We start from the raw sequence: 22707 nt of genomic DNA on the forward strand, positions 1-22707 counted from the left end.
CCTTCGACGTACAGGAAATTGTACGTCGCTCTTCGTGGTGCGGCAAGCACCGGAATGACGGCCGAGGCCGGGCGGCTTCCGGATCAGCTGACCTTGACCGTCCAGGACGAGGAGTACGTGTCCGTCAGATCGGTGGTACCCGGGCGGTAGACCCGCAGCGTCCACGTCCCCGCGCGGGAGAAAGTGATCTTTGTGGTGGCGCTGCCGCCGGTGGAGAGGGTGGCGCTGGTGAGGGTCACCCAGGTGCCGTTCTTCTGACGGGCCTGGAAGCGCAGTGCGGTCCCCTTGACGTAGGGGGAGCTGAGCGCGGTGTAGGACACGGGCTTGCCGTGGACCGCCTTGGCGGCCGGCCTGCTGACCGTGAGTACCGCCTTGACGTGCGACGTCAGGGTCTTGCTGGTGGAGGACGCCCACGTCAGGTTCTTCGCCGCGGTGACGGCACGCCAGGCGCCGTTGTACTTGGCGGTCGTGGTGTAGGAGGCCTTGCCGGTGTTGTCCGCGGTGACGGTCGCCTGGGTCTTCCAGGCGGTGGTTCCCGCCCGCTTGTACTGGAAACCGACCTTGGCGCCGGCCGCGGGCTTGGCGCCGGTCTGGGCCACGGTGGCGGTGAAGGTCGCCTTGCTGCCGTAGGTGCTGGTGGCCGGGCCGGTCAGCTGGGTCGTCGTGGCGGCCAGGACGCGGATCGGCACGGTGCTGACGGTGGTGTCGCCGTACTGGGAGACGATGGTCAGCGTGACGTCGTGCACCCCGGTGGTCGTGGTCTTCCAGGTGCCGGAGGGCTGGGTGGGATAGCTGCCGGTGGCGAACGTCGTGCCGTCGACGTCGAGGGTCCAGTGCTCGGCCCGGCTGACGCCGTCGGCGGCGGATGTCGTGGCGGCGTACGTCCGGCTGCTGCCCGCTACGGGAAAGTCCTGGAAGCCGTCCGTCCAGGCCGGCGTGACCTCGGACACCACCCTGACCGGCAGGTCCGCCCGGCCGTGGGCGCCGCGGTTGTCGACCGTGTCGAACGTCAGCGTGTGGGCGCCGTAGGGGAGTTGGCCGAGGTCGGCGACGAAGCCGTTGGTGTTGCCCTCGTAGGTGTAGGCGCCGACCGGCGTCGTCGTCTGTGCCTTGCCGTCGAGCGACACGGTGGTGCTGACCGGGTAGGCGTAGTTGAGGTTGGACGGGAACGTCTTGTTGAGCGCCGACGGGTAGGCGTACTTCACGTTGACCGGTGTCTTGCCCGGGTGGATGACGGTGTCGAGCTTCGGCGTGATGGTGAAGCCGTGGTCGACCAGGGTGGTGGCCCGGACCGGGGAACCCGCGCGGCCGTCCTTGTCGTAGGCCACGACGTAGAGGTCTCCGGCGTACAGGCCGGCCGGGACCGCGCTCGTGTCCAGTGCGGTGGTCCACGTCGTGCCGCTTGCCGGAGCGGTCAGGTCGGCGGGGGCGGGCCAGGCTCTGCTGGAGCTGAAGTAACGGACGCGCGAGACACCGTTGTCGCCGGTCGCGGTGGCTCGCAGGGACAACTCGCCGTCCGCGGACAGGCCCACGGGCTGGTGACTGGTCCAGGCGTCGTCGCCGGGCAGGTCGGGCAGGGTGACGACCGGCCGCTCGTTGTCGACGGTGATGGCGGCATCGGCCGTGACGGTCCGCGGGCGGGGGCTGTCCACCTCGATGTGGAGGGAGTTCGCGCCGTCGTTCACCAGCGGCGCGGCCACTCCGTTCGTGGAGCCTCCGAACTGCTGGGTGGCGGCGGTGTCCAGGCTCGCGTGCAGGGTGCAGGAGGGCAGGCAGTCGCCCGGGCTCAGACTGAAGGTCTGCCTGACCGTGCCGGTGCCCTGGTTCATGGTGCTGCCGGTGATGCTGACGACGGCCACGGTCGGTTCGTCGTCCGGGTCCGCGTGCACCGTGAAGGTGACATCCGTCGTGCCGGTGACAGTCTGCCCGGCGTGGACCGTGCCGTCGCCTCCGGCGTCCGAGGAGATGCCGTCGACCGTGATCACGGCACCGGTGTCGTCCGCGACAGCTACCGACGTGGGCGCGACGGCGCACAGCACTGTGGCACTCGCGGCAACGGCGAGCGATCTGACAGATCGGGATATACCCACGTCTCTCCTCCTGGGCCTGCCTCCGGCTCGGCGGGGGCGCCGGGTGCGGTCAGCACGCGGCTTCCCCGCAGGGGCCGATGTGGCTGCAGCTTGGAGATCTTGGACGGACGCCGATTTGTGCGTCAATAACCCCGCCATTTGTCCCAAGGGGTGGAAGGGGTGGAAAACCCGTCGGCGGCGCTCCCGTCGGCACCAGGGCACCGACGGCGGAATCAGGACGCCAGGCGCAGCAAGCGGCTGCCGGCCTCGGTCAGGAACTGCTTCGCCGACCGTACGACGGTGACCAGGCCCGGTGACCCCGTCACACCGGAAGGACCCCGAACGGCGTCGGGCGCTTCGTGTTTTCTCGGCCTCGACAACCTCGTCCTGCCCGACGACGGTGGGCTGCTGAGTCAGCGGAGCCAGGGGGTGAGTACCTGCGCGAGTACGGCATATGCGGGGTCGGTGGGGAGCCAGAGAAGTTTGTGCTGGGTCTCGTCATGCATGCGCAAGGTGAGTCGGTCCGCGGTGATGCCGTGGCGCAGATGGGCGGAGGCAATGCCGGCCAGAGGGATCACTTTGTTGGTCCGGTGCTCCGCCAGGATCCGCGCGGTGGCAGCCGCGGTGACGTCGGTCTCCGGCAACGGCACGACCACCGTTGGCCCCTTCCTGTTCGCCAGGGTGGCAGCGAACCCGAGCCGTCGGCGGACCAACGAGGACGGGAGCAGCCACAGCTCCCCGTGAATCCAGTCGCCCCACCCGGTCGTGCAGCTCCGCGTCAGCAGTCGCGCTCGTCCGTCCACCGCGCCACGGTAGGGCATGCGCCATCTGCGAGCTAAGCGTGATGCTCCGACAGGTGCGGGTGCGCGGCGGCTCGGAGCAACCAGGCCGCGCGGCCGGTGCCTTCGCGGGTACGGCTGTTGGCTGTTACGGGGCCAGTGTCTTGAGTCGGGAGGCCGCCTCCTCCAGCACGCCTGTCCGCTTGCAGAACGCGAAGCGGACAAAGGGTGCGCCTTGCTCGCGGTGGTCGTAGAAGACCGCGTTGGGGATCGCGACCACTCCGCAGCGCTCCGGCAGCGCACGGCAGAAGGCGAAACCGTCGCTCTCGCCGAGGGGCCGGATGTCGGTGGTGATGAAGTACGTGCCGGCCGGACGGAAGACCTTGAAGCCCGCCCGTTCCAGGCCGCCCGCGAGCAGGTCCCGTTTGGCCAGCATGTCCGCGCGGAAGTCCGCGAAGTACGAGTCGGGCAGGCGCAGGGCCTCGGCCACGGCGTATTGGAAGGGCCCGGAGGCGACATACGTCAGGAATTGCTTGGCCGAGCGGACGGCGGCGACGAGATCGGGGGCGCCGGTGACCCATGCGACGCCGCGTTCGTGCACTCATTCGCATGTCACGCAACAGGCACATCGCAGGCTCCTCCAGCGCCCTGGGGCGGGCCACCGCCCTCGGGGTGAGGGCGGCGGTCCGGAGGGGGTCAGCCGAAGTAGCCCTCCAGGTCGGCGATGACGCTGACCGAGCCGTTGGCGTTGTGGATGTGGATGTAGCCGTTGGAATCGAGCGGGACCACGGCCAGGACGGGACGGGTCTCGCCGGTGGTCAGGTTGAGGTCGGAGACGTTTGGCAGACTGCCGTCACCGTAGGCGGTGAGGTGGGTGCTGGCGGTCGGCCCGGTGCCGGTGAGGTTGACCAGCACCGCCCCGGCACCGACGGGCACCCCGCCGACGCCGGCGACCTTCACCGCGAGGGTGCTGTTCGCGGCGAGGCGCTTGGCGGGGGCGCCCGTGCCGTAACGGGTGTCCAGGAATCGAGTGGGGGTGGTCGGGACGAACGGGGCGCCCGAGAGGGAGGTGCTGTCGCCCGCCGCCGAGTCGCCGGCGAACTCGTTGGTGTAGAGCCCCTGGAGGTCGGCGATCAGGTTGACGTAGCCGGCGCTGTTGTAGATCTTGATCTTGCCGCCGGTGCAGACGGTCGGCACGACCAGGTTGGAGACGGTCTGCCCGGTACGGTAGTTGAGGTTCGACGTGCTCGGCGGGCGGCTGGATCCGCAGAAGACGGTGACCACGCCGCTGGTGGTGCCGCCGGTCACGGTGACATCGAGGACGGCACCGATCGTGGCGATTCCGTGTGCGTACTTCGGAAAGGTGACGGTCGTGATGCTGCCGGGCCCGACCTTGCCCTTGGCGGCGCCCGTACCGTTCCGGGTGTCCAGCACCCGGGTGGGGGTGATCGAGGCCAGGCTGCTCAGGCGCTCGTCGGTCGTACTGGGCGAGGTCGTGGAGTAGCCCTCCACGTCGGCGATGAGGTTCACATAGCCGTGCGCGTTGTAGAGGTCGACGTAGCCGTCCTTGCCCACCCGGACCGTGACCAGGTTGGGGTTGACCTGCCCGGCAAGGAAGTTGAGATCGGACGCGGTCGGGCGGCTGGTGCCGTCCGGGTAGACCGTGACCACACTGCCGGCGGTGGCATCGGCATCGGTGACGTTCATGGTCACCGCGGTGACGCCTGTGGTCGGGATGCTGTCCACGCCGAGGATCTTCAGGCGGACCACCCCACCGGGGCCGACCTTCCGCTTGGCGGCGCCCGTGCCGTTGCGGGTGTCCAGCACCCGCCATGGGCCCGCGGTGACGTAGGCCGTGCCGACCGTGGTCCTGGCCGTCGCGGTCGCGGTGCGTCCGACGGAGTCGGTGACCTTCTGGGTGACCGTGTACGTGCCGGCGGCGGCATAGGCGTGATGGACGGTTCCGGAAGTGCCGCTGACGGAGACTGCCGAGGTGCCGTCCCCGAAGGTGATCCGGTCGCTGGTGACCGGGTAGGAGGAGAAGTAGCTGGTGTCGAAGGAGCAGGACGCGGTGTCGGGCGCGGAGGGGCTGGTCCCGCAGCCGATGCCTCCGGTCAGTGCCGGCACCGGGAGGACCGGGAACGAGGCGTCCGCGGCGCCGAGTTTCGTACCGTCGGCCCTGTCCACCACGACGAGGAGCGTGTCGTCGGTGCTGCCGGTCTCCTGCGTGTACGTGTGCGTGGCCGAGCCGGTGGTCGACGTGGCGGTGCCGCCGTCACCGAAGTCGAAGGTGTAGCCGAGGTTCTGGGAGTCCGACCAGGGGTTGCTCACCACGGCGGTGAACGTGACCGGTACACCGACGTAGACGTCCTTTGCAGGGATGACTTCGGTCACCGCCAGCGGGTCCTGGAACTCCGTCGCCCCTCGGTCGTAATCGCCTGCGCCGCTACCGGTGTCGGCGACCAGCGGGTCGTCGACCCGCCCCGCACCGTTGAAGTCGGTGGAGGGTTCACCGGGAGCCTCGGCGTTCGCCGAGTCGATGAGCGGTGAGTGCTCCGACACCACCGAGGTGAGCGTCAGATCCGTCTGGTCCAGATCGTGGGCACCCTCCCCGGTGCCCGTACCGAACGCCTGGCTCGTGCCGTAGGCCGAGCCCGCCCAGTCGTAGTCGGTGCCGGTCGACAGCGGATTGACGGCGTTGTAGTCCGCGGTGACCTGGGCTGCGGAGGCGGCGTCCACCGTGATCTCGGCCGGGGTGCCGGTACCGGAGCACGTGGTCGGCCCTTGGGCGTACGCGACGGTGTTCTCGACAGACCCGGAGCTGCCGTCGGTCAGACTGACCGCATCGCCGCAGGCTGTCGAGATGGTGTCGCCCGCGAGGGCGATGCCGGCGGTTCCCACGGCCGAGACACCGCCTCCGACCTCGTCCGAGAAGACGTCGTCGGCGAGCGTGATGCCCTCCGCCCCGGCCGCACTGGCGAAGCCCACCCCGGGCGAGAGCGGAACCGTGAGCCGGGTGAGCGAGATGTCGGAGGAGGTTCCGTCGACGGCGATCGCCGCGGTGGTCGCGGTGCCGAGGGTGGTCCGGACGGAGGCGCGGCTGTAGCTGATGTGCTGGGAGTTCGTCATGACGAGCGCGCCCGCGTGCGACGCGTAGGCGCCGAGCCCGACGATGCTGACGTACCGGGCCCCGGAGAGGGTGATCGCGACGGTGCCGGCGCCCCCGACGATGCTGCTGGATCCGTTGCCGGCGGCCGTAATGAAGGTGATCGGCGCGTCGGAGTCGCCGGTCGAGGCGATGGTCACCGGGGCGTAGTGCGTGGTGTTGGCGGCGACGTGGACGACGTCCCCGGGCACCGCAGCGTCCGCAGCCGGCTGGATCTGACAGAAAGGCTCCGCCTGGGAACCAGGACCGGTGTCGCTGCACACGGCAGAGGCATCGTCGACGTACAGAGCGGTGCTCGTGTCCGCGTGGGCGGGGCCGTTGCCGAGGCTGCCGAGCAGGACTGCGAGGACAGCTGAAGCTATGAGTGGTCTCCTGTATGGCACGGGCGCGCTCTCCCCCCGGCCGGAGGCATCGAATCCGGCGCCCACAGCCTGATACTCCAGTGACTCCTGATGGAGCCGAGAAGAGAGTAGAACCACGTCCGGGATCGTGGACAGCCGGGGACGGCTGTCCACCCGGGGAGGACCGGACCACCGCGTCCCCCTGTGATCGGGTGAGGATCAAGAACGTGGCCTCAACCGTTGCGACCTGCGTAGTGGTAGCGGCACTGTGCGATCAGGACGGCGTCCTCGGTGGCCTTGTAGATCAGTCGGTGCTCGTCGTTGATACGGCGCGACCAGTAGCCCTGGAAGCCGTGCTTGAGCGGTTCCGGTTTGCCGATGCCCTCGTTGCCGTTCCGGGCGTTGCCCGCGATGAGCGTGTTGATGCGCTTCAGGATCTTCCGGTCCTGAAGGTGCCACCACCGGTAGTCCTCCTAGCCGCGAGAGGAGAAGGTGATCTTCAACTCGCGGCCTCATTCGTCGGTGGCCGGCTCGCGTACGGTGCCGCCGCCGTTCTCCAGCTCGTCGATGGAGACGAGCAGGCGCCGGGCGTTCGCCGGGCTTCGCAGCAGGTACGTCGTCCCCTTCAGGGACTCGTAGTTCTCAAGGCCAAGTCGGCCGCGTGAACTCGTTGCAGCAGCAGCGGAGGGGCCGGTCCTGTCGCGAGAGTAGGACCTTCAGCAAGAACGACCGGCCCCATGGGGCGGCGGTCAGTGCGCGAACGCCTTGCGGAGCCGTTCCGCCGCGTCCGCCAGCACTCCTGTCTGCTTGCAGAACGCGAACCGTACGAACGGTCCGCCGGCCTCCCGGTGGTCGTAGAACACGGCGTTCGGGATGGCGACGACCCCGGCCCGCTCCGGGAGGGCGCGGCAGAAGGCGAAGCCGTCGCTCTCGCCGAGGGGGCGGATGTCGGTGGTGATGAAGTAGGTGCCGGCGGGCTGGAAGACCTTGAAGCCCGCGTCCGTCAGACCCGCTGCCAGCAGGTCCCGCTTGGCCAGCATGTCCTCGCGGAAGGCGGTGAAGTAGCTGTCGGGGAGCGCCAACGCCTCGGCGATCGCGTACTGGAAGGGCCCGGAGGCGACATATGTCAGGAACTGCTTGGCGGAACGGACGGCGGTCACGAGTTCTGCGGTTCCGGTAACCCAGCCCACCTTCCAGCCGGTGAAGGAGAAGGTCTTGCCCGCCGAGCCGATCGACACCGTGCGCCCCCGCATCCCCGGGAAGGTCACCAGCGGGATGTGCTCGGCCGTGTCGAAGACCAGGTGCTCGTAGACCTCGTCCGTGATCACCAACAGATCGCGTTCCACGGCGAGTTCGGCGATCGCGGTGAGTTCCTCGCGGGTGAGGACGGTGCCGGTCGGGTTGTGCGGGGTGTTGATCAGGAGGAGGCGGGTGCGGTCGGTGACGGCGGCGCGCAGTTCGTCGAGGTCGAGGCGGAACGACCCTTCGTGCGGGCGGAGCGTGACCGGTACCCGCGTGCCGCCCGCCATCGCGATGCAGGCGGCGTAGGAGTCGTAGTACGGCTCGAACGCGATGACCTCGTCGCCCGGTTCCACCAGCGCCAGCAGCGCCGCGGCGATCGCCTCCGTCGCGCCCGCGGTGACCAGGACCTCGGCGTCGGGGTCGTAGGACAGGCCGTAGCGGCGCTCCTGGTGGGCGGCGATCGCGGTGCGCAGTTCGGGGACGCCGGGGCCCGGCGGGTACTGGTTGCCGCGTCCGTCGCGCAGCGCGCGGACCGCCGCCTCGCGGATCTCCTCGGGGCCGTCCGTGTCGGGGAAACCCTGGCCGAGGTTGATCGACCCGGTCTTCAGGGCGAGGGCGGACATCTCGGCGAAGATCGTCGTTCCGAACTCGGCGAGTCGGCGGTTGAGGAGGGGGCGTGCGCTGGAGGTCATGGCCGTCATCCTGCGCCCAAGCTCTGGACTTCCTCAACTCTGCTTTGGCTGGTGAGACGGCCGGGCATCCCTGCTTCACGCACCACACGAGGCGCCCACGGGGGGCCGCTTCGGGGGAATCGGAAGGAGGGTGACGCCATGTTCTTCTTCGTCATCCTGGCAGTGATCGCGGTCGTCTTCGTAGCGGCGATCGTGCGCGCGGGGCGCGGGAGCAGGGCCGGCAAGGGGGCCGGTCTCCGCAGTGGGGGGACCGCGGCCGGTACGAGCAGCTGGTGGGCCGGGGACGGCGGTTCGTCCTCCGGAGGCCACTCCGGGGGGCACCACGGGGGCCACCACTCCTGCGGTGGCGGGCACTCCTCCTGCGGTGGCGGCTCGTCGTGTGGTGGCGGCTCGTCCTGCGGGGGCGGTGGCGGCTGCGGCGGAGGCAGCTGAGCGGACGGGGCAGCGGACGCGGCGACGCGGACGCGGTGGCAGCTGACACGGGGCAGCCGAGCACCGCGGAAGGGGCCGCGTCCGGGGTCACGGCGCCCGTCGGGAGACCGCTCCCGGCGGGCGCTCCGGCGCGCGCCTTACACGCCTGGGCGTACGCCTTGGTTGAACAGTTGAGCTGTGGAGCCCCCTGAGGGATGGAAACCCCACGAAGTTGGGTAAAAAGACTGTGGTGGCGCCACCGTTCATGATTCCCTCTACCTCACCGACGCAGCCCCTCGGGCGCCTGCAGACACCTTCTCCTGACTGGGCCGACCGGGCCGATGTCCCGGTGTCGGCCGGGGTGTGCCAGACCCCCACACCTCCCTCCTGCCTTTTCTTTGCGTGCTAGCGGAGCCGATCCATGCTCACGACCCTGAATACCTCCTACACCGACACGCGCGCGGCCGACCTCGCCTGGACCCTGGGGCGCGAGCCGCTTCCCGCGCTGGCCACACTCGATCTGGAACTCGCCGGTGCGCGGCTCCAGTTGAGACTGCTCGGCGCGTCCCACCAGGTACTCCTGGACGAGGAGCGGGGCAGCTGTTCGGAGACGGTCGCGTGCATCCCGGGTTCCAGCACACCGCTGCCGCTCGGGGTCGCCAAGCGGGTCGGCGACTGGGAGTACGAGTTCGCGGCCCGGGTCGAGGTGCTGTCCCCGGGGCAGTTCGCGGGCCGCGCCCAGGAACTGCTGGCCCTGGTCGCCGACCATCCCAACGGTCTGGCGGGGGTCTTCCCCGGCAGCCCGCACGCCTTCACCGCGCTGCTCGCCCAGCGGTACGAGGGCCAGGTGCACTGGCGCACCTGGCACGCCTATCCGCAGGACGGCCAGCTGGTGGCGACCCGGACCAGGGTGGGCGTACGGGTGCCGGTGGCCCATCCGGTGCCGTCTCCTGTCTGAGGATCCGGGGCCGCGGGGATACGACACCGGTCCCGGCCGTCGTAAACACATTCCACACGTGTGGGTGACGAGGCGTGCCCGTCCCGTGACGTAACGTCGCAGCGTGATCGAACCGCACGCGCCGGCCCGGCCGGGTACCCAGCCGCCCTGGGCAGGCCCCGCGCGGCTGCCCGTACGGCCGGGCACGGGCCGGTTCCTGGTGCTCGCGGGGGTCTTCGTCTGCGCGGCCTGCGGACTCGTGTACGAACTCGAACTCGTCGCCCTCGCCTCGTACTTGATCGGCGACTCGGTCACCCAGGCCTCCGTCGTCCTCTCCGTCATGGTCTTCGCGATGGGCATCGGCTCCCTCGCGGCGAAGCGGCTGCGCTGGCACGCGGCGGCCGGTTTCGGCGCGGTCGAGGCGGCCCTCGCGCTGATCGGCGGGTGCAGCGCGATGGCGCTGTACGCCGTCTTCGCCTGGACCGGGAACTGGGGCGGCCTCTGGGCGCAGGGCCCGCGCTGTCTCCTGGTCGCCTTCTCCCTCGCGATCGGTCTGCTGATCGGCGCGGAGGTCCCGTTGCTGATGGAACTGATCCAGCGCATCCGCCGCCAGGACGCGGGCGGCGCGGTCGCCGACCTCTTCGCGGCGGACTACGTCGGCGCCCTGGTCGGCGGCCTGGCGTTCCCCTTCCTGCTCCTGCCCTTCCTGGGCCAGCTGACCGGCACCCTGCTCACCGGCACGGTCAACGTGGTCGCCGGCGGCTGTCTGGTCCTGGGCCTGTTCCGCCGCGACCTCACCCGCCGCGGCCGCTGGCTCCTGCTCCTCACCAACCTCACGGTTCTCGGCCTGCTCGCCTCCGCCGCCGTACTGGTCGACGACTTCGAACGGGCCGCGCGGCACGCCGTCTACGGCAAGGACGTCCGCGTCGCTCTCCAGACGGACGTCCAGGAGGTCGTCCTCACCGGCGGCGACCACGGCCGCCCCCTCGACCTCTTCCTCGACGGCCGCCTGCGGGTCAGCGGCCGCGACGAGCGCCGCTACCACGAGGCCCTCGTCCACCCCGCGATGGACGGCCCCCACGCGCGCGTGCTCGTCCTCGGCGGCGGCGACGGCCTCGCCGCCCGCGACGTCCTCCGCCACCCGGGCGTGCGCCGCGTCGACATCGTCGAACGCGACGCGGCGGTCGTCCGGTTGGCCCGCCACGACGCCGCCCTGGCCGCGCTCAACGACCACGTCTACGGCGATCCGCGCGTCCACGTCACCACCGGTGACGCCTTCGACCTGCTGCGCCGGGTCCACCCCGGGACGTACGACGTGGTCATCGCCGACCTCCCCGACCCCGGCATCACCGCCAGCACCAAGCTGTACTCCCAGGAGTTCTACGGCCTCGCCCGCCGCGCCCTCACCGCGCGGGGCCGCCTCGTCGTGCACGCGGGGCCGGTCTCCTCCCGGCGCCGCGTCTTCTGGACCGTGGTCTCCACGGTCCGCGCGGCCGGCCTCCACCCCGTCCCCTACCGCGTCGGCGGCCGTGCCTCGGGCTTCGCGGCGGGCCCCGACCGCGCGTCCGGAACATCCCGTTCCCCGCGCGACTGGGGGTTCGTGCTGGCGGCCCGGGGGGCGGTCCCCGCCGAGCCGGGGCTGAAGAGCGACGAACGGGCGGCGGAGCGGACCAGGGTGCCGGGCCTGCGGGCTTCGACGCTGGTGCACCCGCGGTACTGATCCGACGCCCGTGCATCCGCGGTACCGGTCCGACGCGGATGCATCCTCGGTACTGATCCGACGCCGGTAATCTTTCAGCCCGTCCGGCGTCTGAGGACGAGGCCGTCCAGGCCGAAGCGGGGGTGCGGGGGCGGCAGCCCCATCGACGCCCGCACCAACACGGCGCCACTTCCGCCCAACGCCAGGTGTACCCGGGGTCAACCTAGGTAGGCTCCGCAAGCATGGAGCTTGAGGTGCACGTTCCGGTTTCGCCCGAGCGGCTGCGGTCCGCGCTCGGTGACCCCGCCCGGGTCGCCCGCGCCGTCCCCGGCCTCCAGCAGGACGCCGGCATCGAACCCGTCGCCGGGCGCCTGAAGGTGCGCGTCGGCGGCCACTCCATCACCTACCGCGGGGCCGTCCGCGTCTCCGCCCGCGACGACGGCTCGTACGCCGTCGAGGGCGACGCGACCGAGGCCCGCGGCACCGGCTCCGTCAAACTCGCCCTCACCGTGCGCGTCCGCGCGTCCGACGGCGGCTCGACGGTCACCTTCGACGGTACGGCGACGGCGGACGGCCGGGTCACCGAACTGGCGCCGGCCGCGGTGCACACGGCGACGACCAGGCTGCTGGAGCGGTTCGCGGCGAATCTGGGGGCGGCGGAGGAGCCGGCGGACGAGCCGGAGCCGGCGGAAGCCACGGACGACATCGACGACGTGGATGACGTAGATGACGTGGACGTGGACGAGGTGGACGTGGACGAGGTGGACGTGGACGACGTCGACGTCGACGAGGTGGTGGGCGCCATCGAGGAACTCCATGTCTCCGAGACCTTCGCCGAGGCACCTCAGCCCCCGGCCGAGGCCGCGCACGCGCGCCGCACGATGATCGGCCGCAGCGCGGAGGAGGTCGACCACGCGCCGCCGCGCGGGCGGTACGCGCCCGTGCCCGCGCCGCAGACCGTCTCCGCGAACGCCACGCTCCGCTGGGCGGCCCCCGCCGCCGCGCTGGTCCTGGCGTCGGCGATCGTCGTGAACAGGGTGCTGCGCAAACGCCGTTGAGCGGCCCAGTAGGGTCGTGCCGTGAGTAACGAAGAGATCACGCTGACCGCGGGCGACGCGGAAGTGACGGTGCAGCCGGGCAACGGCGGCCGTATCGGAGGACTGCGCGTCGGCGGCACCGAACTGCTGCGCCAGGGCGAGCGGTTCGGGTGCTTCCCGATGGTCCCCTGGTGCGGGCGGATCCGCGACGGCCGCTTCCTGGACGGCGGAACCGTCCACCAGATGCCCCTCAACTCCCCGCCGCACGCCATCCACGGCACCGTCCGCGACGGCGCCTGGCGCACCGCCCGCAGGACGGCCGACGAGACGGCCATCACGTACGACCTGGTCGAGCCGTGGCCCTTCCCGGGCCGCGTCACCCAGACCGTCGCGCTGACCGGGGACTCCCTGACGCTCACCATGGGGATCGAGGCGTACGGCGACTCGTTCCCGGCGCAGATCGGCTGGCACCCGTGGTTCCACCGCAACCTCGGCGGCGAGGACGTGCTCGTCGACTTCGCCCCCGCCTGGCAGGAGGAGCGCGGCGACGACCACCTCCCCACCGGCAACCGCATCGACGTGAAGCCCAGCCCCTGGGACGACTGCTTCGGCATGCCGGACGGCGTCGACGTCACCCTGACCTGGCCGGGGCAGCTGGCGCTGAGGGTGACGAGCCCGGAGAAGTGGGTCGTCGTCTACGACGAGCAGGAGGCCGCCGTCTGCGTGGAACCGCAGACCGGTCCGCCCAACGGCCTCAACACCCTGCCCCGCCTGGTCACCCCGATCGAGCCGCTGGAAGCCACGATGACCTGGACCTGGACGCGCTTCTAGGCCCGTGGGCATCGCCTCTAAGCTGACAGGCATGACGGACGTACGCGGCGCGCTGCTGCAGCAGATCAAGGACAAGGCCGTGGTGCACGGCAAGGTGACCCTGTCGTCGGGGCTGGAGGCCGACTACTACATCGACCTCCGTCGCGTCACCCTCGACGGGGCGGCCGCGCCGCTCGTCGGGCAGGTGCTGCTGGACCTGACCGCCGACCTCGACTTCGACGCGGTCGGCGGCCTGACCATGGGCGCCGACCCGGTCGCCACCTCGATGCTGCACGCCGCCGCCGCGCGCGGACGGCGGCTGGACGCCTTCGTCGTGCGCAAGGCCGCGAAGGCGCACGGGATGCAGCGTCAGGTGGAGGGCCCGGAGATCGCGGGCCGCCGGGTCCTGGTCGTCGAGGACACCTCGACCACCGGCGGTTCCCCGCTCACCGCCGTCGAGGCGGTACGCGCGGCCGGCGCCGAGGTCGTCGGAGTCGCGACCATCGTGGACCGGGCGACCGGCGCCGCCGAGAAGATCGAGGCGGGCGCGGGAGTGCCGTATCTCTTCGCGTACTCCAAGGACGAGCTGGGGCTCGACTGAGTTATCCACAGGCTGAGACCGACGGGGCGACCATCCGGTCAAGTCTGGAAAGATGGCCACGACGACGACGTCGAACCCCAAGGTCTAGGTCAGGGCCGTAGTACGCAGATCGCGAAGATCGCCAACCCGCAGATACCAAGGAGCGGACCATGCCCATCGCAACCCCCGAGGTCTACAACGAGATGCTCGACCGGGCGAAGGCAGGCAAGTTCGCCTACCCGGCCATCAATGTGACCTCGACCCAGACCCTGCACGCTGCGCTGCGCGGCTTCGCGGAGGCCGAGAGCGACGGCATCGTCCAGATCTCCACGGGTGGCGCCGAGTTCCTGGGCGGCCAGTACGCCAAGGAGATGGTCACCGGTTCCGTGGCGCTCGCCGAGTTCGCGCACATCGTCGCCGAGAAGTACCCGGTCACGGTCGCGCTGCACACGGACCACTGCCCCAAGGACAAGCTCGACGGCTACGTCCGTCCGCTGCTCGCGGTCTCCGAGGAGCGGGTGAAGGCCGGCGGCAACCCGCTGTTCCAGTCCCACATGTGGGACGGCTCGGCGGAGACCCTCGCCGACAACCTCGCCATCGCGCAGGAGCTGCTGGCCCGCGCCGCCGCCGCGAAGATCATCCTTGAGGTGGAGATCACCCCGACCGGTGGCGAGGAGGACGGCGTCTCGCACGAGATCAACGACTCCCTCTACACCACGGTCGAGGACGCGATCCGTACGGTCGAGGCGCTCGGCCTCGGCGAGAAGGGCCGCTACCTGCTCGCCGCGTCCTTCGGCAACGTGCACGGTGTGTACAAGCCGGGCAACGTCGTCCTGCGCCCCGAACTCCTCAAGGAGCTGAGCGACGGCGTGGCCGCGAAGTACGGCAAGGCGTCCCCGTTCGACTTCGTCTTCCACGGCGGCTCCGGCTCCACCGAGCAGGAGATCGCCACCGCGCTGGAGAACGGCGTGGTGAAGATGAACCTCGACACCGACACCCAGTACGCGTTCACGCGCCCCGTCGCGGACCACATGTTCCGCAACTACGACGGTGTCCTGAAGGTCGACGGCGAGGTCGGCTCCAAGAAGACCTACGACCCGCGGACCTGGGGCAAGCTGGCCGAGGCGTCGATGGCCGCGCGCGTCACCGAGGCGTGTGCGAACCTGCGCTCGACGGGCACGAAGATCAAGTAGTCGGTACGGTCCGCTCCGAGCCCGGTGCTACGGCACCGGGCTCGTTGTATACCTGGGGCATGTCCTCCGACGTCCGGCTCGCCTCGACCCAGGGCAAGTGGATCCTGCTGACCACGGTGCTCGGCTCCAGCATGGCCATGGTGGACTCCACCGTCGTCAACGTGGCCCTGCCCCGCATCGGCCGCGATCTCGACGCCGACCTGGCCGCCCTCCAGTGGACGGTCAACGCGTACATGCTCACGCTGGCCGGTCTGATCCTCCTCGGCGGCTCGCTCGGCGACCGCTACGGCCGCCGCAAGATCTTCGTCCTCGGGGTGGTGTGGTTCGCGGCGGCCTCGCTGCTGTGCGGGCTGGCCCCCAACGCCGGGGTCCTGATCGCCGCCCGCGCGCTCCAGGGCATCGGCGGCGCGCTCCTCACCCCCGGCTCCCTCGCCCTCATCCAGGCCTCCTTCCACCCCGACGACCGGGCCAGGGCGGTCGGCCTGTGGTCCGGCTTCGGCGGCATCGGCGCGGCGATCGGCCCGTTCCTGGGCGGTTGGCTGGTGGACGGCCCCGGCTGGCGCTGGGTGTTCCTGATCAACGTGCCGATGGCGCTGGTGTGCGCCCCCATCGCCGTACGCCATGTCCCCGAGTCGGCGGGCGGCCGCGCCCACGGCCGCTTCGACGTACTGGGCGCGGCGCTCGGCGCGATCGCACTCGCCCTCGTCACCTACGCGCTGATCGAGGCGGGCGACGGCTCACTCGTCGTCGTGATCGTCACCGCCGTGGCGGGCGTGGCCGCGGGCGTCGCCTTCGTCTACGTCGAGAAGCGCAGCCCCGACCCGATGATGCCGCCGGGCATCTTCGCGTCCCGCCAGTTCACGGCGGTCAACCTGGTCACGCTCTGCGTCTACGCGGCCTTCAGCGGCTTCTTCTTCCTCACCGCGCTCCAACTCCAGGTCGTGGCGGGCTACTCGGCGCTGGAGGCCGGGACCGCGCTGCTCCCGACGACCGCCCTGATGCTGCTCTTCTCGGCCCGCTCCGGCGAACTGGCCCAGCGCATCGGCCCCCGCATCCCGCTCACCGTCGGGCCGTTGCTGTGCGCGGCGGCGATGCTGCTGATGATGCGGGTCGGCCCGGACGCCTCCTACCTCACCGACGTCGTACCGGCCCTCCTCGTGATGGGCAGCGGCATGGTCATCCTGGTCGCGCCGCTCACGGCCACCGTCCTGGCCTCCGTGGACACCGCCCGCGCGGGCCTGGCCAGCGGCATCAACAACGCGGCGGCCCGCGCGGCCGGCCTCATCGCGATCGCCGCGCTGCCGCTGCTGGCCGGGATGGGCGCGGAGGCGTACCGCTCGGCGAGCGCCTTCGACCACGCCTTCGACCGGGCGATGGGGTGGTGCGCGGGGGTGCTGGTGCTGGGTTCGGTCCTGGCCTGCGCGACCGTGCGGCGCCCGCCCCCGGACTGCCACCGCCCGGAGTGCCTCACCCACGGTTCGATCACGGCCCCGCCGCTGGAGCCGCGGGTGGGGAAGGGGCGGCTCGACGCGGGGTAGCGACCGGATGCCGGGCAATGGCCGTTGCTGGGGGAGACTGGAACCCATGACGATTCACGAGAACCTCCTCGGGGGACCGCCCCCGACCCACCTCCCCGAAGACCCCGGGCCGCGCGACCTCCTCGCGAGCGGGGCCGCGCCCGCCGAGGTCGCCGCGAAATATCCGACCTCCTCGCTCGCCTGGGCCCTGCTGGCCGACGACGCGTTCGAGCGGGGCAGCGTCGTGGAGTCGTACGCCTATGCCCGTACGGGCTACCACCGCGGGCTCGACTCGCTGCGGCGCAACGGCTGGAAGGGCCACGGCCCGGTGCCCTGGGAGCACGAGCCCAACCGCGGCTTCCTGCGCGCCCTGCACGCCCTCGCGCGGGCCGCGCAGGCGATCGGGGAGCAGGAGGAGTACGCGCGGTGCAGCCAGTTCCTGAAGGACTCCTCGCCCACGGCGGCCCAGACGCTGGGCTAGTCCCGTAGCCCGGGTGCGGTGATACGGGTCCGCCTGGTGTGACCAGGCGGACCTTGCGGTCCTGCGGGACGATTGTGCAGGATGCCCGGTGGGGACCGGGGCCCCCGTGTCGGAATTCGGCAGGGGCGGACCGCTACCCGGAGTACGCATCAGGAGACAGCGATGTCCCAGCAGGCTCAGGAAACGCAGGAGCCCGAGGCCCCGCATCTCGACTTCCAGGGGACCACCCCGTACGAGGACTACGTCCAGGCGGACGTCCTCACCCACCTCCAGCACACCCGCTCCGAAGACCCCGGCGAGATGGTCTTCCTGGTCACCACCCAGGTCATGGAGCTGTGGTTCACCGTCATCGTCCACGAGTGGGAGACCGCCGCGCGGGCGCTGCGCGAGGACCGGGTGCCGGTCGCGGTCGACGCGCTGAAGCGTTCCGTACGGGAGCTGGAGGCGCTCAACGCCTCCTGGCGGCCCCTCGGACAGCTCACGCCGGCCCAGTTCAACTCGTACCGCGCGGCCCTCGGCGAGGGCAGCGGCTTCCAGTCGGCGATGTACCGCCGGATGGAGTTCCTGCTCGGCGAGAAGTCCGCGTCCATGCTCGTCCCGCACCGCGGCGCACCGCGCGTGCACGCCGAGTTGGAGAAGGCACTGCACGAACCGAGCCTCTACGACGAGGTGTTGAGGCTCCTCGACCGGCGCGGGCACACGGTGCCCGAGGCCGTGCTCACGCGTGACGTGTCGCTGCGCTACGAGCCGTCGGAGGAGGTCGAGAAGGTGTGGACCGACCTCTATTCCGGTGACCCCGGTGTCGAACTCGCCCGGCTCGGCGAGGCGTTGACCGATGTCGCCGAGCTGGTGTGGCGATGGCGCAACGACCATCTCGTCGCCACCCGGCGCGCGATGGGCGCGAAGACCGGGACGGGCGGCTCCGCCGGGGTGGCCTGGCTGGAGAAGCGCGCGCAGAAGAACGTCTTCCCCGAGCTGTGGACGGCGCGCTCCCATGTCTGAACTCGCGCTGAAGGCAGAGAAGTTGGACGCCACCGACGAACTCGCGGGCGTGCGCTCGCAGTTCGTCCTGGATGACGTGGTGTACCTGGACGGGAACTCGCTCGGCGCGCTGCCGGTGGCGGTCCCCGGCCGGGTCGAGGACGTCGTGCGACGGCAGTGGGGCGAGCTGCGGATCCGGTCCTGGGACGAGAGCGGGTGGTGGACCGCTCCCGAGCGGATCGGCGACCGGATCGCCCCGCTGGTCGGGGCCGCGGCCGGGCAGATCGTCGTCGGCGACTCCACAAGTGTCAATGTGTTCAAGGCGGTTGTGGCGGCCGTGCGGATGGCGGGCCCGGGGCGGGACGAGATCGTCGTCGACGCCACGACCTTTCCCACGGACGGGTACATCGCCGAGTCGGCGGCCCGGATGACCGGCTGCACGGTGCGGCCGGTGACCCCGGCCGAGGTGCCGGGCGTGCTCGGCGACCGTACGGCGGCGGTGCTCCTCAACCACGTCGACTACCGCACCGGCCGGCTGCACGACCTGCCCGCGCTCACCGCCGCCGTCCACGCGGCGGGTGCCGTGGCCGTCTGGGACCTGTGCCACAGCGCGGGCGCCCTGCCGGTCGGACTCGACGAGCACGGGGTGGACCTCGCGGTCGGCTGCACCTACAAGTACCTGAACGGCGGCCCGGGTTCACCGGCGTATCTGTATGTGCGCGCCGATCTCCAGAGCCGCTTCGACTCCCCGCTCCCGGGCTGGAACTCGCACGCCGAACCCTTCGGCATGCGGCCCGCCTTCGAACCGGCGCCGGGCGCGCTGCGCGGTCGGGTCGGCACCCCGGACATCCTGTCCATGCTCGCCCTCGAAGCCGCCCTCGACGTGTGGGACGCCGACGGCGTCTCGGTCGGGGCGGTGCGGGCCAAATCCCTTGCCCTGACGGACTTCTTCCTGGAGTGCGTGGCGTCGTACGTGCCGTCCGGGCGGGTGGAGTCGGTGACCCCCGTGGCGCATGCGGAGCGCGGGAGCCAGGTCGCGCTGCGCTGCGCGGACGCCGGTGACGTGATGAAGCGGCTGATCGAGCGGGGTGTGGTCGGCGACTTCCGGCACCCGGACGTGCTGCGGTTCGGATTCACGCCGCTGTACGTCGGGTTCGGGGACGTGGAACGGGCGGCGCGGGTGCTGGGGGACCTGGTCCGGTAGGACATCCGGAAGCTGTGTGCCGGTGACGTGCACCGCAGAACCGTTTACGCCTCACCGAGCGTGACAACCGCGGTGTCCGTGCACGTCACCGGCCTGGTAGCGTCCCGGCCGACGGCCGAATTTCTCCGCGTGTCTCTCTCCTGGTCGCCATATCCCGTCACATCCCGTTCCGTCCAAGTCTGTTTCGTCGCTGAGAGGTTGGAGCATGCCGGACGACGCCGCCGCCGAACGTGCCGCCGTGGAAGAGGAGTCGGCCTTCTCGCATCCCGCCGTGGAACCCGACGGCACCGCCGCGTACGGCGACCACCCCGACCAGGTGATCGACTTCTACGCCCCGCACGGCGAGCGGGTGCCGGGCGAACCGGCGCCGCTGGTCGTCGTCCTGCACGGGGGTGCGTGGCGGGCGCCGTACGACCGCCGGCACATCACCCCGTTCGCTGACTTCCTGGCCCGCCGGGGATTCGCCGTGGCCAATGTCGAGTACCGGCGGGGGGCGGCGCTGCCCGCGCAGGGCGGTACGGGCCCGGTCGCGGGCCGTTGGCCGGAGACCTTCGACGACGTCGCGGCGGCGCTCGACGCGCTGCCCGTGCTGGTCCGGGAGGCGCTTCCGCAGGCCGATCCGCGCCGCACGGTGCTCACCGGCCACTCGGCCGGCGGTCATCTCGCGCTGTGGGCGGCGGCCCGGCACGTCCTCCCCAAGGACGCCCCCTGGCGCACCGACGCCCCCGCCGCGCTGCGCGGTGTGGTCGCCCTCGCCCCGATCGCCGACTTCACGGTCGCCGAGAAGCTCGCCGTGTGCGGGGGAGCAGCGGGTCAACTCCTGGGCGGAGAGGCCGCGTTCGCGGAGCGCCTGCCGTACGCCGATCCGACGCTCCTGCTTCCCACCGGCATCGCGACCGCGCTGGTCCAGGGCCGTGCCGACCTCGTGGTCCCGCAGGCGGTCGCCGAGTCGTACGCGGACGCGGCGGCGAAGTCCGGCGAGGTCGTGGGCCTCACGCTCCTGGAGGACGTCGGCCACTTCCCCCTGATCGACCCGGCGGCGGACGCGTGTGCGGTGGTGGCGGAGGAGATCGCCCAACTGGCCTGGTGAGCCGACGACTTCGGTCGGCTTTCGTCCAGCACGGACCGTCCCTGGCCCGCACCCCGGTCATACCCGTAGTACCTGAGAGCTACGGCGCAGGTGAGTTCCCTGGCGGGACGCGGACGACGACCGCGGATCCGTAATTTCCCTTCCAGATCGGCCCGACGGCGGCCGGTGCGGGAGGGGAGACGGACATGGGGGTCGTTGATACCTGGGCGGAGACCGGTAAGACGGTGGCCGACCCGGTGGAGAGGGGCCCGGCCGGGGAGCCCGAGGCAGCACGCGCCGACCACAACAAGAGTGGCCGTAAAGGCAGTTGGGGTCGCGCGCTCCTCGCCGCGCTCGTGATGGGCGCCGTCGTGATCCCCCTGTCGGCCGCGGCCCGGCCCGAGATCCCCGCCCCCGCCCCGGCCGCGCTCGCCCCGCTCACCGCGGACACCTTGGACGAGACGTACGCGGCGAACGGCGCCAACGCCGCCGAGGCGTCCCGCATGGCCGCCGCCGACGGAGACGAGCGCCGCGCCGCCACGGACCGCGCCCTGGCCGACCCGGCCCGGCACCTCCTCGCCTACGACGGCCGCGGCCCGGGCCTCGCGACGGAGGTCCTCGGCGACCTGGCCCACGCCGACCGCATAGCCGTCCTGGTCCCCGGCTCGGACACCTCGCTCGACACCTACGACCGCTTCCGCGCCACCGCGCTGAACCTCCGCCGCCAACTGACCCACGACGCCCCGGACTCCCGTACGGCGGTGGTGTCCTGGCTCGGCTACGCCACCCCGCGCACGGTGAGCGCCACGGTGCTGACCGCGGGCCGGGCGGACCGAGCGGCCCCGCACCTACGGGAGTTCATACGGCAGCTGCGCGGCATCACCGGCCGCACGGCGCGGATCGCGCTGCTGTGCCACTCCTACGGCACGGTCGTCTGCGGGCGGGCCGCCGCCGGCCTGGACGTGTCCGACCTCGTGCTCGTCGGCAGCCCCGGCACGGGCGCCGGCTCCGCCGCGGGACTGCGTACCGCGGCCCGTGTCTGGGCGGCGCGCGGCGCCGACGACTGGGTGGGGGACGTCCCGCACGTCCGCGCCGACCTGTTCGGCACGACCGTCGGCTTCGGCACCGACCCGGTCTCCCGGGAGTTCGGCGCCCGCGTCTTCGCGGCCGGAGCCGGCGGCCACAGCGACTACTTCTCACCGGGCTCGGTCTCCCTGGCCAACCTCGCCCGGATCGTCCTCGGCGAGACCAGGGAGGTGACCCATGCGTGAACGCCTCCGCCGGGCCGCCCTCCGCCTCGACGCCGCGACCCCGCCCGACCGGGACCGTGCCGTGGACGCCCTGCGCGCCTTCGCGATCCTCGGAGTCGTCCTCGGCCACTGGCTGGTGACCGCGCTGGTCGCGGACGGCGGCACCCTGCACACGGCGAGCCCGCTGCGGGACATGCCGTGGCTGGCGCCCATCTCCTGGGTGTTCCAGACACTGGCGGTGTTCTTCCTGGTGGGCGGCCATGTGGCGACCCGGGGTTACGCCTCCGCACGCGCCCGGGGCACGACGTACGGACAATGGCTGGCCGCCCGGCTGGCCCGGCTGTTCACCCCGGTCGCCGCGGTCCTCGTCGTGTGGACGGTGACGGCGCTCGCGCTGCTCCTGTCCGGCACGGACTTCGACACGGTCCGCGCCCTGGTCAAGCTGGCGCTGTCACCGATGTGGTTCCTGGTCGTGTTCGCGGGCCTGACCGCGGCCACCCCGCTGCTGGCCCGGCTCAACCCGCTGTGGCCGCTGGCCGTCGTACTGCATGTGGACCTGATCCGTTTCGGGCTCGGCGGCCCGTCCTGGCTCGGCTGGGTCAACGTGGCGGCGGGCTGGCTCGTGCCCTACACCCTCGGCGCGGCCTGGACCCGGGGCGAGCTGGACCGGGCCCGGGCGGGCTGGGTCCTGCTGGCCGGCGGTACGGCGGCGACGGCGGCACTCGTCCTGTGGGCGGGCTACCCGGCGTCGATGGTCGGCGTCCCCGGCACCACGATCTCCAACCTGGACCCGCCGACCCTGGCCGCCGTCACCTTCGGCCTGGCCCAGTGCGGCCTGGCCCTGCTGCTCCGGGACCGGCTGCGCCGCGCGCTGCGCAGGCCGCTCGCCTGGTCGGCGGTGGCCCTGGTCAACCTCTCGGCGATGACCGTCTTCCTCTGGCACCAGACGGCCCTGATGGCCACCACGGCAGTGACCCTGCCCGCCGGCCGTCTGGCCGGCCTGCACACCCGCCCCGACGACCTGACCTGGGTGGCGGCCCGACTGGCCTGGCTCCCGGTGTTCGCGCTGGCGCTGACGGTCTGCTGGGCGGCCTTCCGGATGTACGAACAGGGGCCGCGGAACCGCTCGTTCAGCCGCTCCCGCGTCGTCCGGGCCCACACCCGACCGTCTCACACGCCGCCGAAGAGGCCGCACCGTGCCTAGGGTTGACGACGTGACCAGTGAGGAGCCTCGGAACCGGAGCGACGA

At 71.6% G+C, this 22707-nt stretch carries 18 protein-coding genes and 2 pseudogenes; 14 read left to right on the forward strand and 6 right to left on the reverse strand.

Annotated features, from left to right (window positions below; all coding sequences use genetic code 11):
- Positions 1 to 83 precede the first annotated feature (83 nt).
- The 6 genes and pseudogenes from ACWDEW_RS13625 to ACWDEW_RS13650 all read right to left on the reverse strand — a co-directional run bounded on the left by ACWDEW_RS13625 (position 84) and on the right by ACWDEW_RS13650 (position 8298).
- Positions 84 to 2090 carry a hypothetical protein gene (locus ACWDEW_RS13625; protein WP_450512503.1) on the reverse strand — a complete coding sequence of 669 codons (2007 nt, stop codon included), beginning with the start codon at positions 2088 to 2090 and terminating at the stop codon, positions 84 to 86.
- A 392-nt stretch (positions 2091 to 2482) separates the two neighbouring features.
- Positions 2483 to 2872, reverse strand: coding sequence for a hypothetical protein (locus ACWDEW_RS13630; protein ID WP_450512505.1), 390 nt, complete (start codon positions 2870 to 2872; stop codon positions 2483 to 2485).
- 124 nt (positions 2873 to 2996) lie between these two features.
- Positions 2997 to 3434 (reverse strand): annotated as a pseudogene (locus tag ACWDEW_RS13635) (aminotransferase class I/II-fold pyridoxal phosphate-dependent enzyme); the annotation flags it as partial.
- Positions 3435 to 3544: 110 nt separating this feature from the next.
- Positions 3545 to 6205 carry a PKD domain-containing protein gene (locus tag ACWDEW_RS13640; protein WP_450512507.1) on the reverse strand — a complete coding sequence of 887 codons (2661 nt, stop codon included), beginning with the start codon at positions 6203 to 6205 and terminating at the stop codon, positions 3545 to 3547.
- Between the two features lie 383 nt (positions 6206 to 6588).
- Positions 6589 to 6828: pseudogene (locus ACWDEW_RS13645) on the reverse strand (Txe/YoeB family addiction module toxin); the annotation flags it as partial.
- Between the two features lie 276 nt (positions 6829 to 7104).
- Entirely contained in the window at positions 7105 to 8298 is a 1194-nt protein-coding gene (locus tag ACWDEW_RS13650) for a pyridoxal phosphate-dependent aminotransferase (protein WP_450512509.1), read from the reverse strand.
- Between the two features lie 129 nt (positions 8299 to 8427).
- Between ACWDEW_RS13650 and ACWDEW_RS13655 the strand changes: the two genes are divergently transcribed.
- The 14 genes from ACWDEW_RS13655 to ACWDEW_RS13720 all read left to right on the forward strand — a co-directional run bounded on the left by ACWDEW_RS13655 (position 8428) and on the right by ACWDEW_RS13720 (position 22662).
- Positions 8428 to 8721 carry a hypothetical protein gene (locus tag ACWDEW_RS13655; protein WP_450512511.1) on the forward strand — a complete coding sequence of 98 codons (294 nt, stop codon included), beginning with the start codon at positions 8428 to 8430 and terminating at the stop codon, positions 8719 to 8721.
- Positions 8722 to 9121: 400 nt separating this feature from the next.
- The gene (locus tag ACWDEW_RS13660) at positions 9122 to 9658 is read left to right on the forward strand and encodes a DUF2617 family protein (protein WP_450512513.1); all 537 of its coding nucleotides are present in this window, start codon (positions 9122 to 9124) and stop codon (positions 9656 to 9658) included.
- A gap of 103 nt (positions 9659 to 9761) precedes the next feature.
- Positions 9762 to 11357 carry a polyamine aminopropyltransferase gene (locus tag ACWDEW_RS13665; RefSeq protein WP_450512515.1) on the forward strand — a complete coding sequence of 532 codons (1596 nt, stop codon included), beginning with the start codon at positions 9762 to 9764 and terminating at the stop codon, positions 11355 to 11357.
- A gap of 221 nt (positions 11358 to 11578) precedes the next feature.
- Positions 11579 to 12394, forward strand: a complete 816-nt coding sequence (locus tag ACWDEW_RS13670; protein ID WP_450512517.1) for an SRPBCC family protein — start codon at positions 11579 to 11581, stop codon at positions 12392 to 12394.
- Positions 12395 to 12415: 21 nt separating this feature from the next.
- The gene (locus ACWDEW_RS13675) at positions 12416 to 13204 is read left to right on the forward strand and encodes an aldose epimerase family protein (protein WP_450512519.1); all 789 of its coding nucleotides are present in this window, start codon (positions 12416 to 12418) and stop codon (positions 13202 to 13204) included.
- A 31-nt stretch (positions 13205 to 13235) separates the two neighbouring features.
- Positions 13236 to 13784: an orotate phosphoribosyltransferase gene (gene pyrE, locus ACWDEW_RS13680; RefSeq protein ID WP_450512521.1), complete on the forward strand. Its 549-nt coding sequence runs from the start codon at positions 13236 to 13238 to the stop codon at positions 13782 to 13784.
- A 149-nt stretch (positions 13785 to 13933) separates the two neighbouring features.
- A complete protein-coding gene (gene fbaA / locus ACWDEW_RS13685) occupies positions 13934 to 14956 on the forward strand; it encodes a class II fructose-bisphosphate aldolase (RefSeq protein WP_362980696.1) in 1023 nt (340 codons plus the stop codon).
- 59 nt (positions 14957 to 15015) lie between these two features.
- The gene (locus ACWDEW_RS13690) at positions 15016 to 16494 is read left to right on the forward strand and encodes an MFS transporter (protein ID WP_450512523.1); all 1479 of its coding nucleotides are present in this window, start codon (positions 15016 to 15018) and stop codon (positions 16492 to 16494) included.
- Between the two features lie 46 nt (positions 16495 to 16540).
- Positions 16541 to 16954 carry a DUF3151 domain-containing protein gene (locus ACWDEW_RS13695; RefSeq protein ID WP_019070379.1) on the forward strand — a complete coding sequence of 138 codons (414 nt, stop codon included), beginning with the start codon at positions 16541 to 16543 and terminating at the stop codon, positions 16952 to 16954.
- Between the two features lie 162 nt (positions 16955 to 17116).
- A complete protein-coding gene (locus tag ACWDEW_RS13700; RefSeq protein WP_450512525.1) occupies positions 17117 to 17956 on the forward strand; it encodes a tryptophan 2,3-dioxygenase family protein in 840 nt (279 codons plus the stop codon).
- On the forward strand, positions 17949 to 19139 hold the full coding sequence (gene kynU / locus ACWDEW_RS13705; protein ID WP_450512527.1) for a kynureninase: 1191 nt from the start codon (positions 17949 to 17951) through the stop codon (positions 19137 to 19139). The genes ACWDEW_RS13700 and kynU overlap by 8 nt, the downstream gene beginning before the upstream one ends.
- Positions 19140 to 19344: 205 nt before the next feature.
- On the forward strand, positions 19345 to 20229 hold the full coding sequence (locus tag ACWDEW_RS13710) for an alpha/beta hydrolase family protein (protein WP_450512529.1): 885 nt from the start codon (positions 19345 to 19347) through the stop codon (positions 20227 to 20229).
- Between the two features lie 185 nt (positions 20230 to 20414).
- Positions 20415 to 21479 carry an alpha/beta hydrolase gene (locus ACWDEW_RS13715; RefSeq protein ID WP_450512531.1) on the forward strand — a complete coding sequence of 355 codons (1065 nt, stop codon included), beginning with the start codon at positions 20415 to 20417 and terminating at the stop codon, positions 21477 to 21479.
- Positions 21472 to 22662, forward strand: a complete 1191-nt coding sequence (locus tag ACWDEW_RS13720) for an acyltransferase family protein (RefSeq protein WP_450512532.1) — start codon at positions 21472 to 21474, stop codon at positions 22660 to 22662. Before ACWDEW_RS13715 ends, ACWDEW_RS13720 begins: the two co-directional genes overlap by 8 nt.
- Positions 22663 to 22707 lie beyond the last annotated feature (45 nt).

The organism is Streptomyces sp. NPDC001100, from assembly GCF_053598575.1.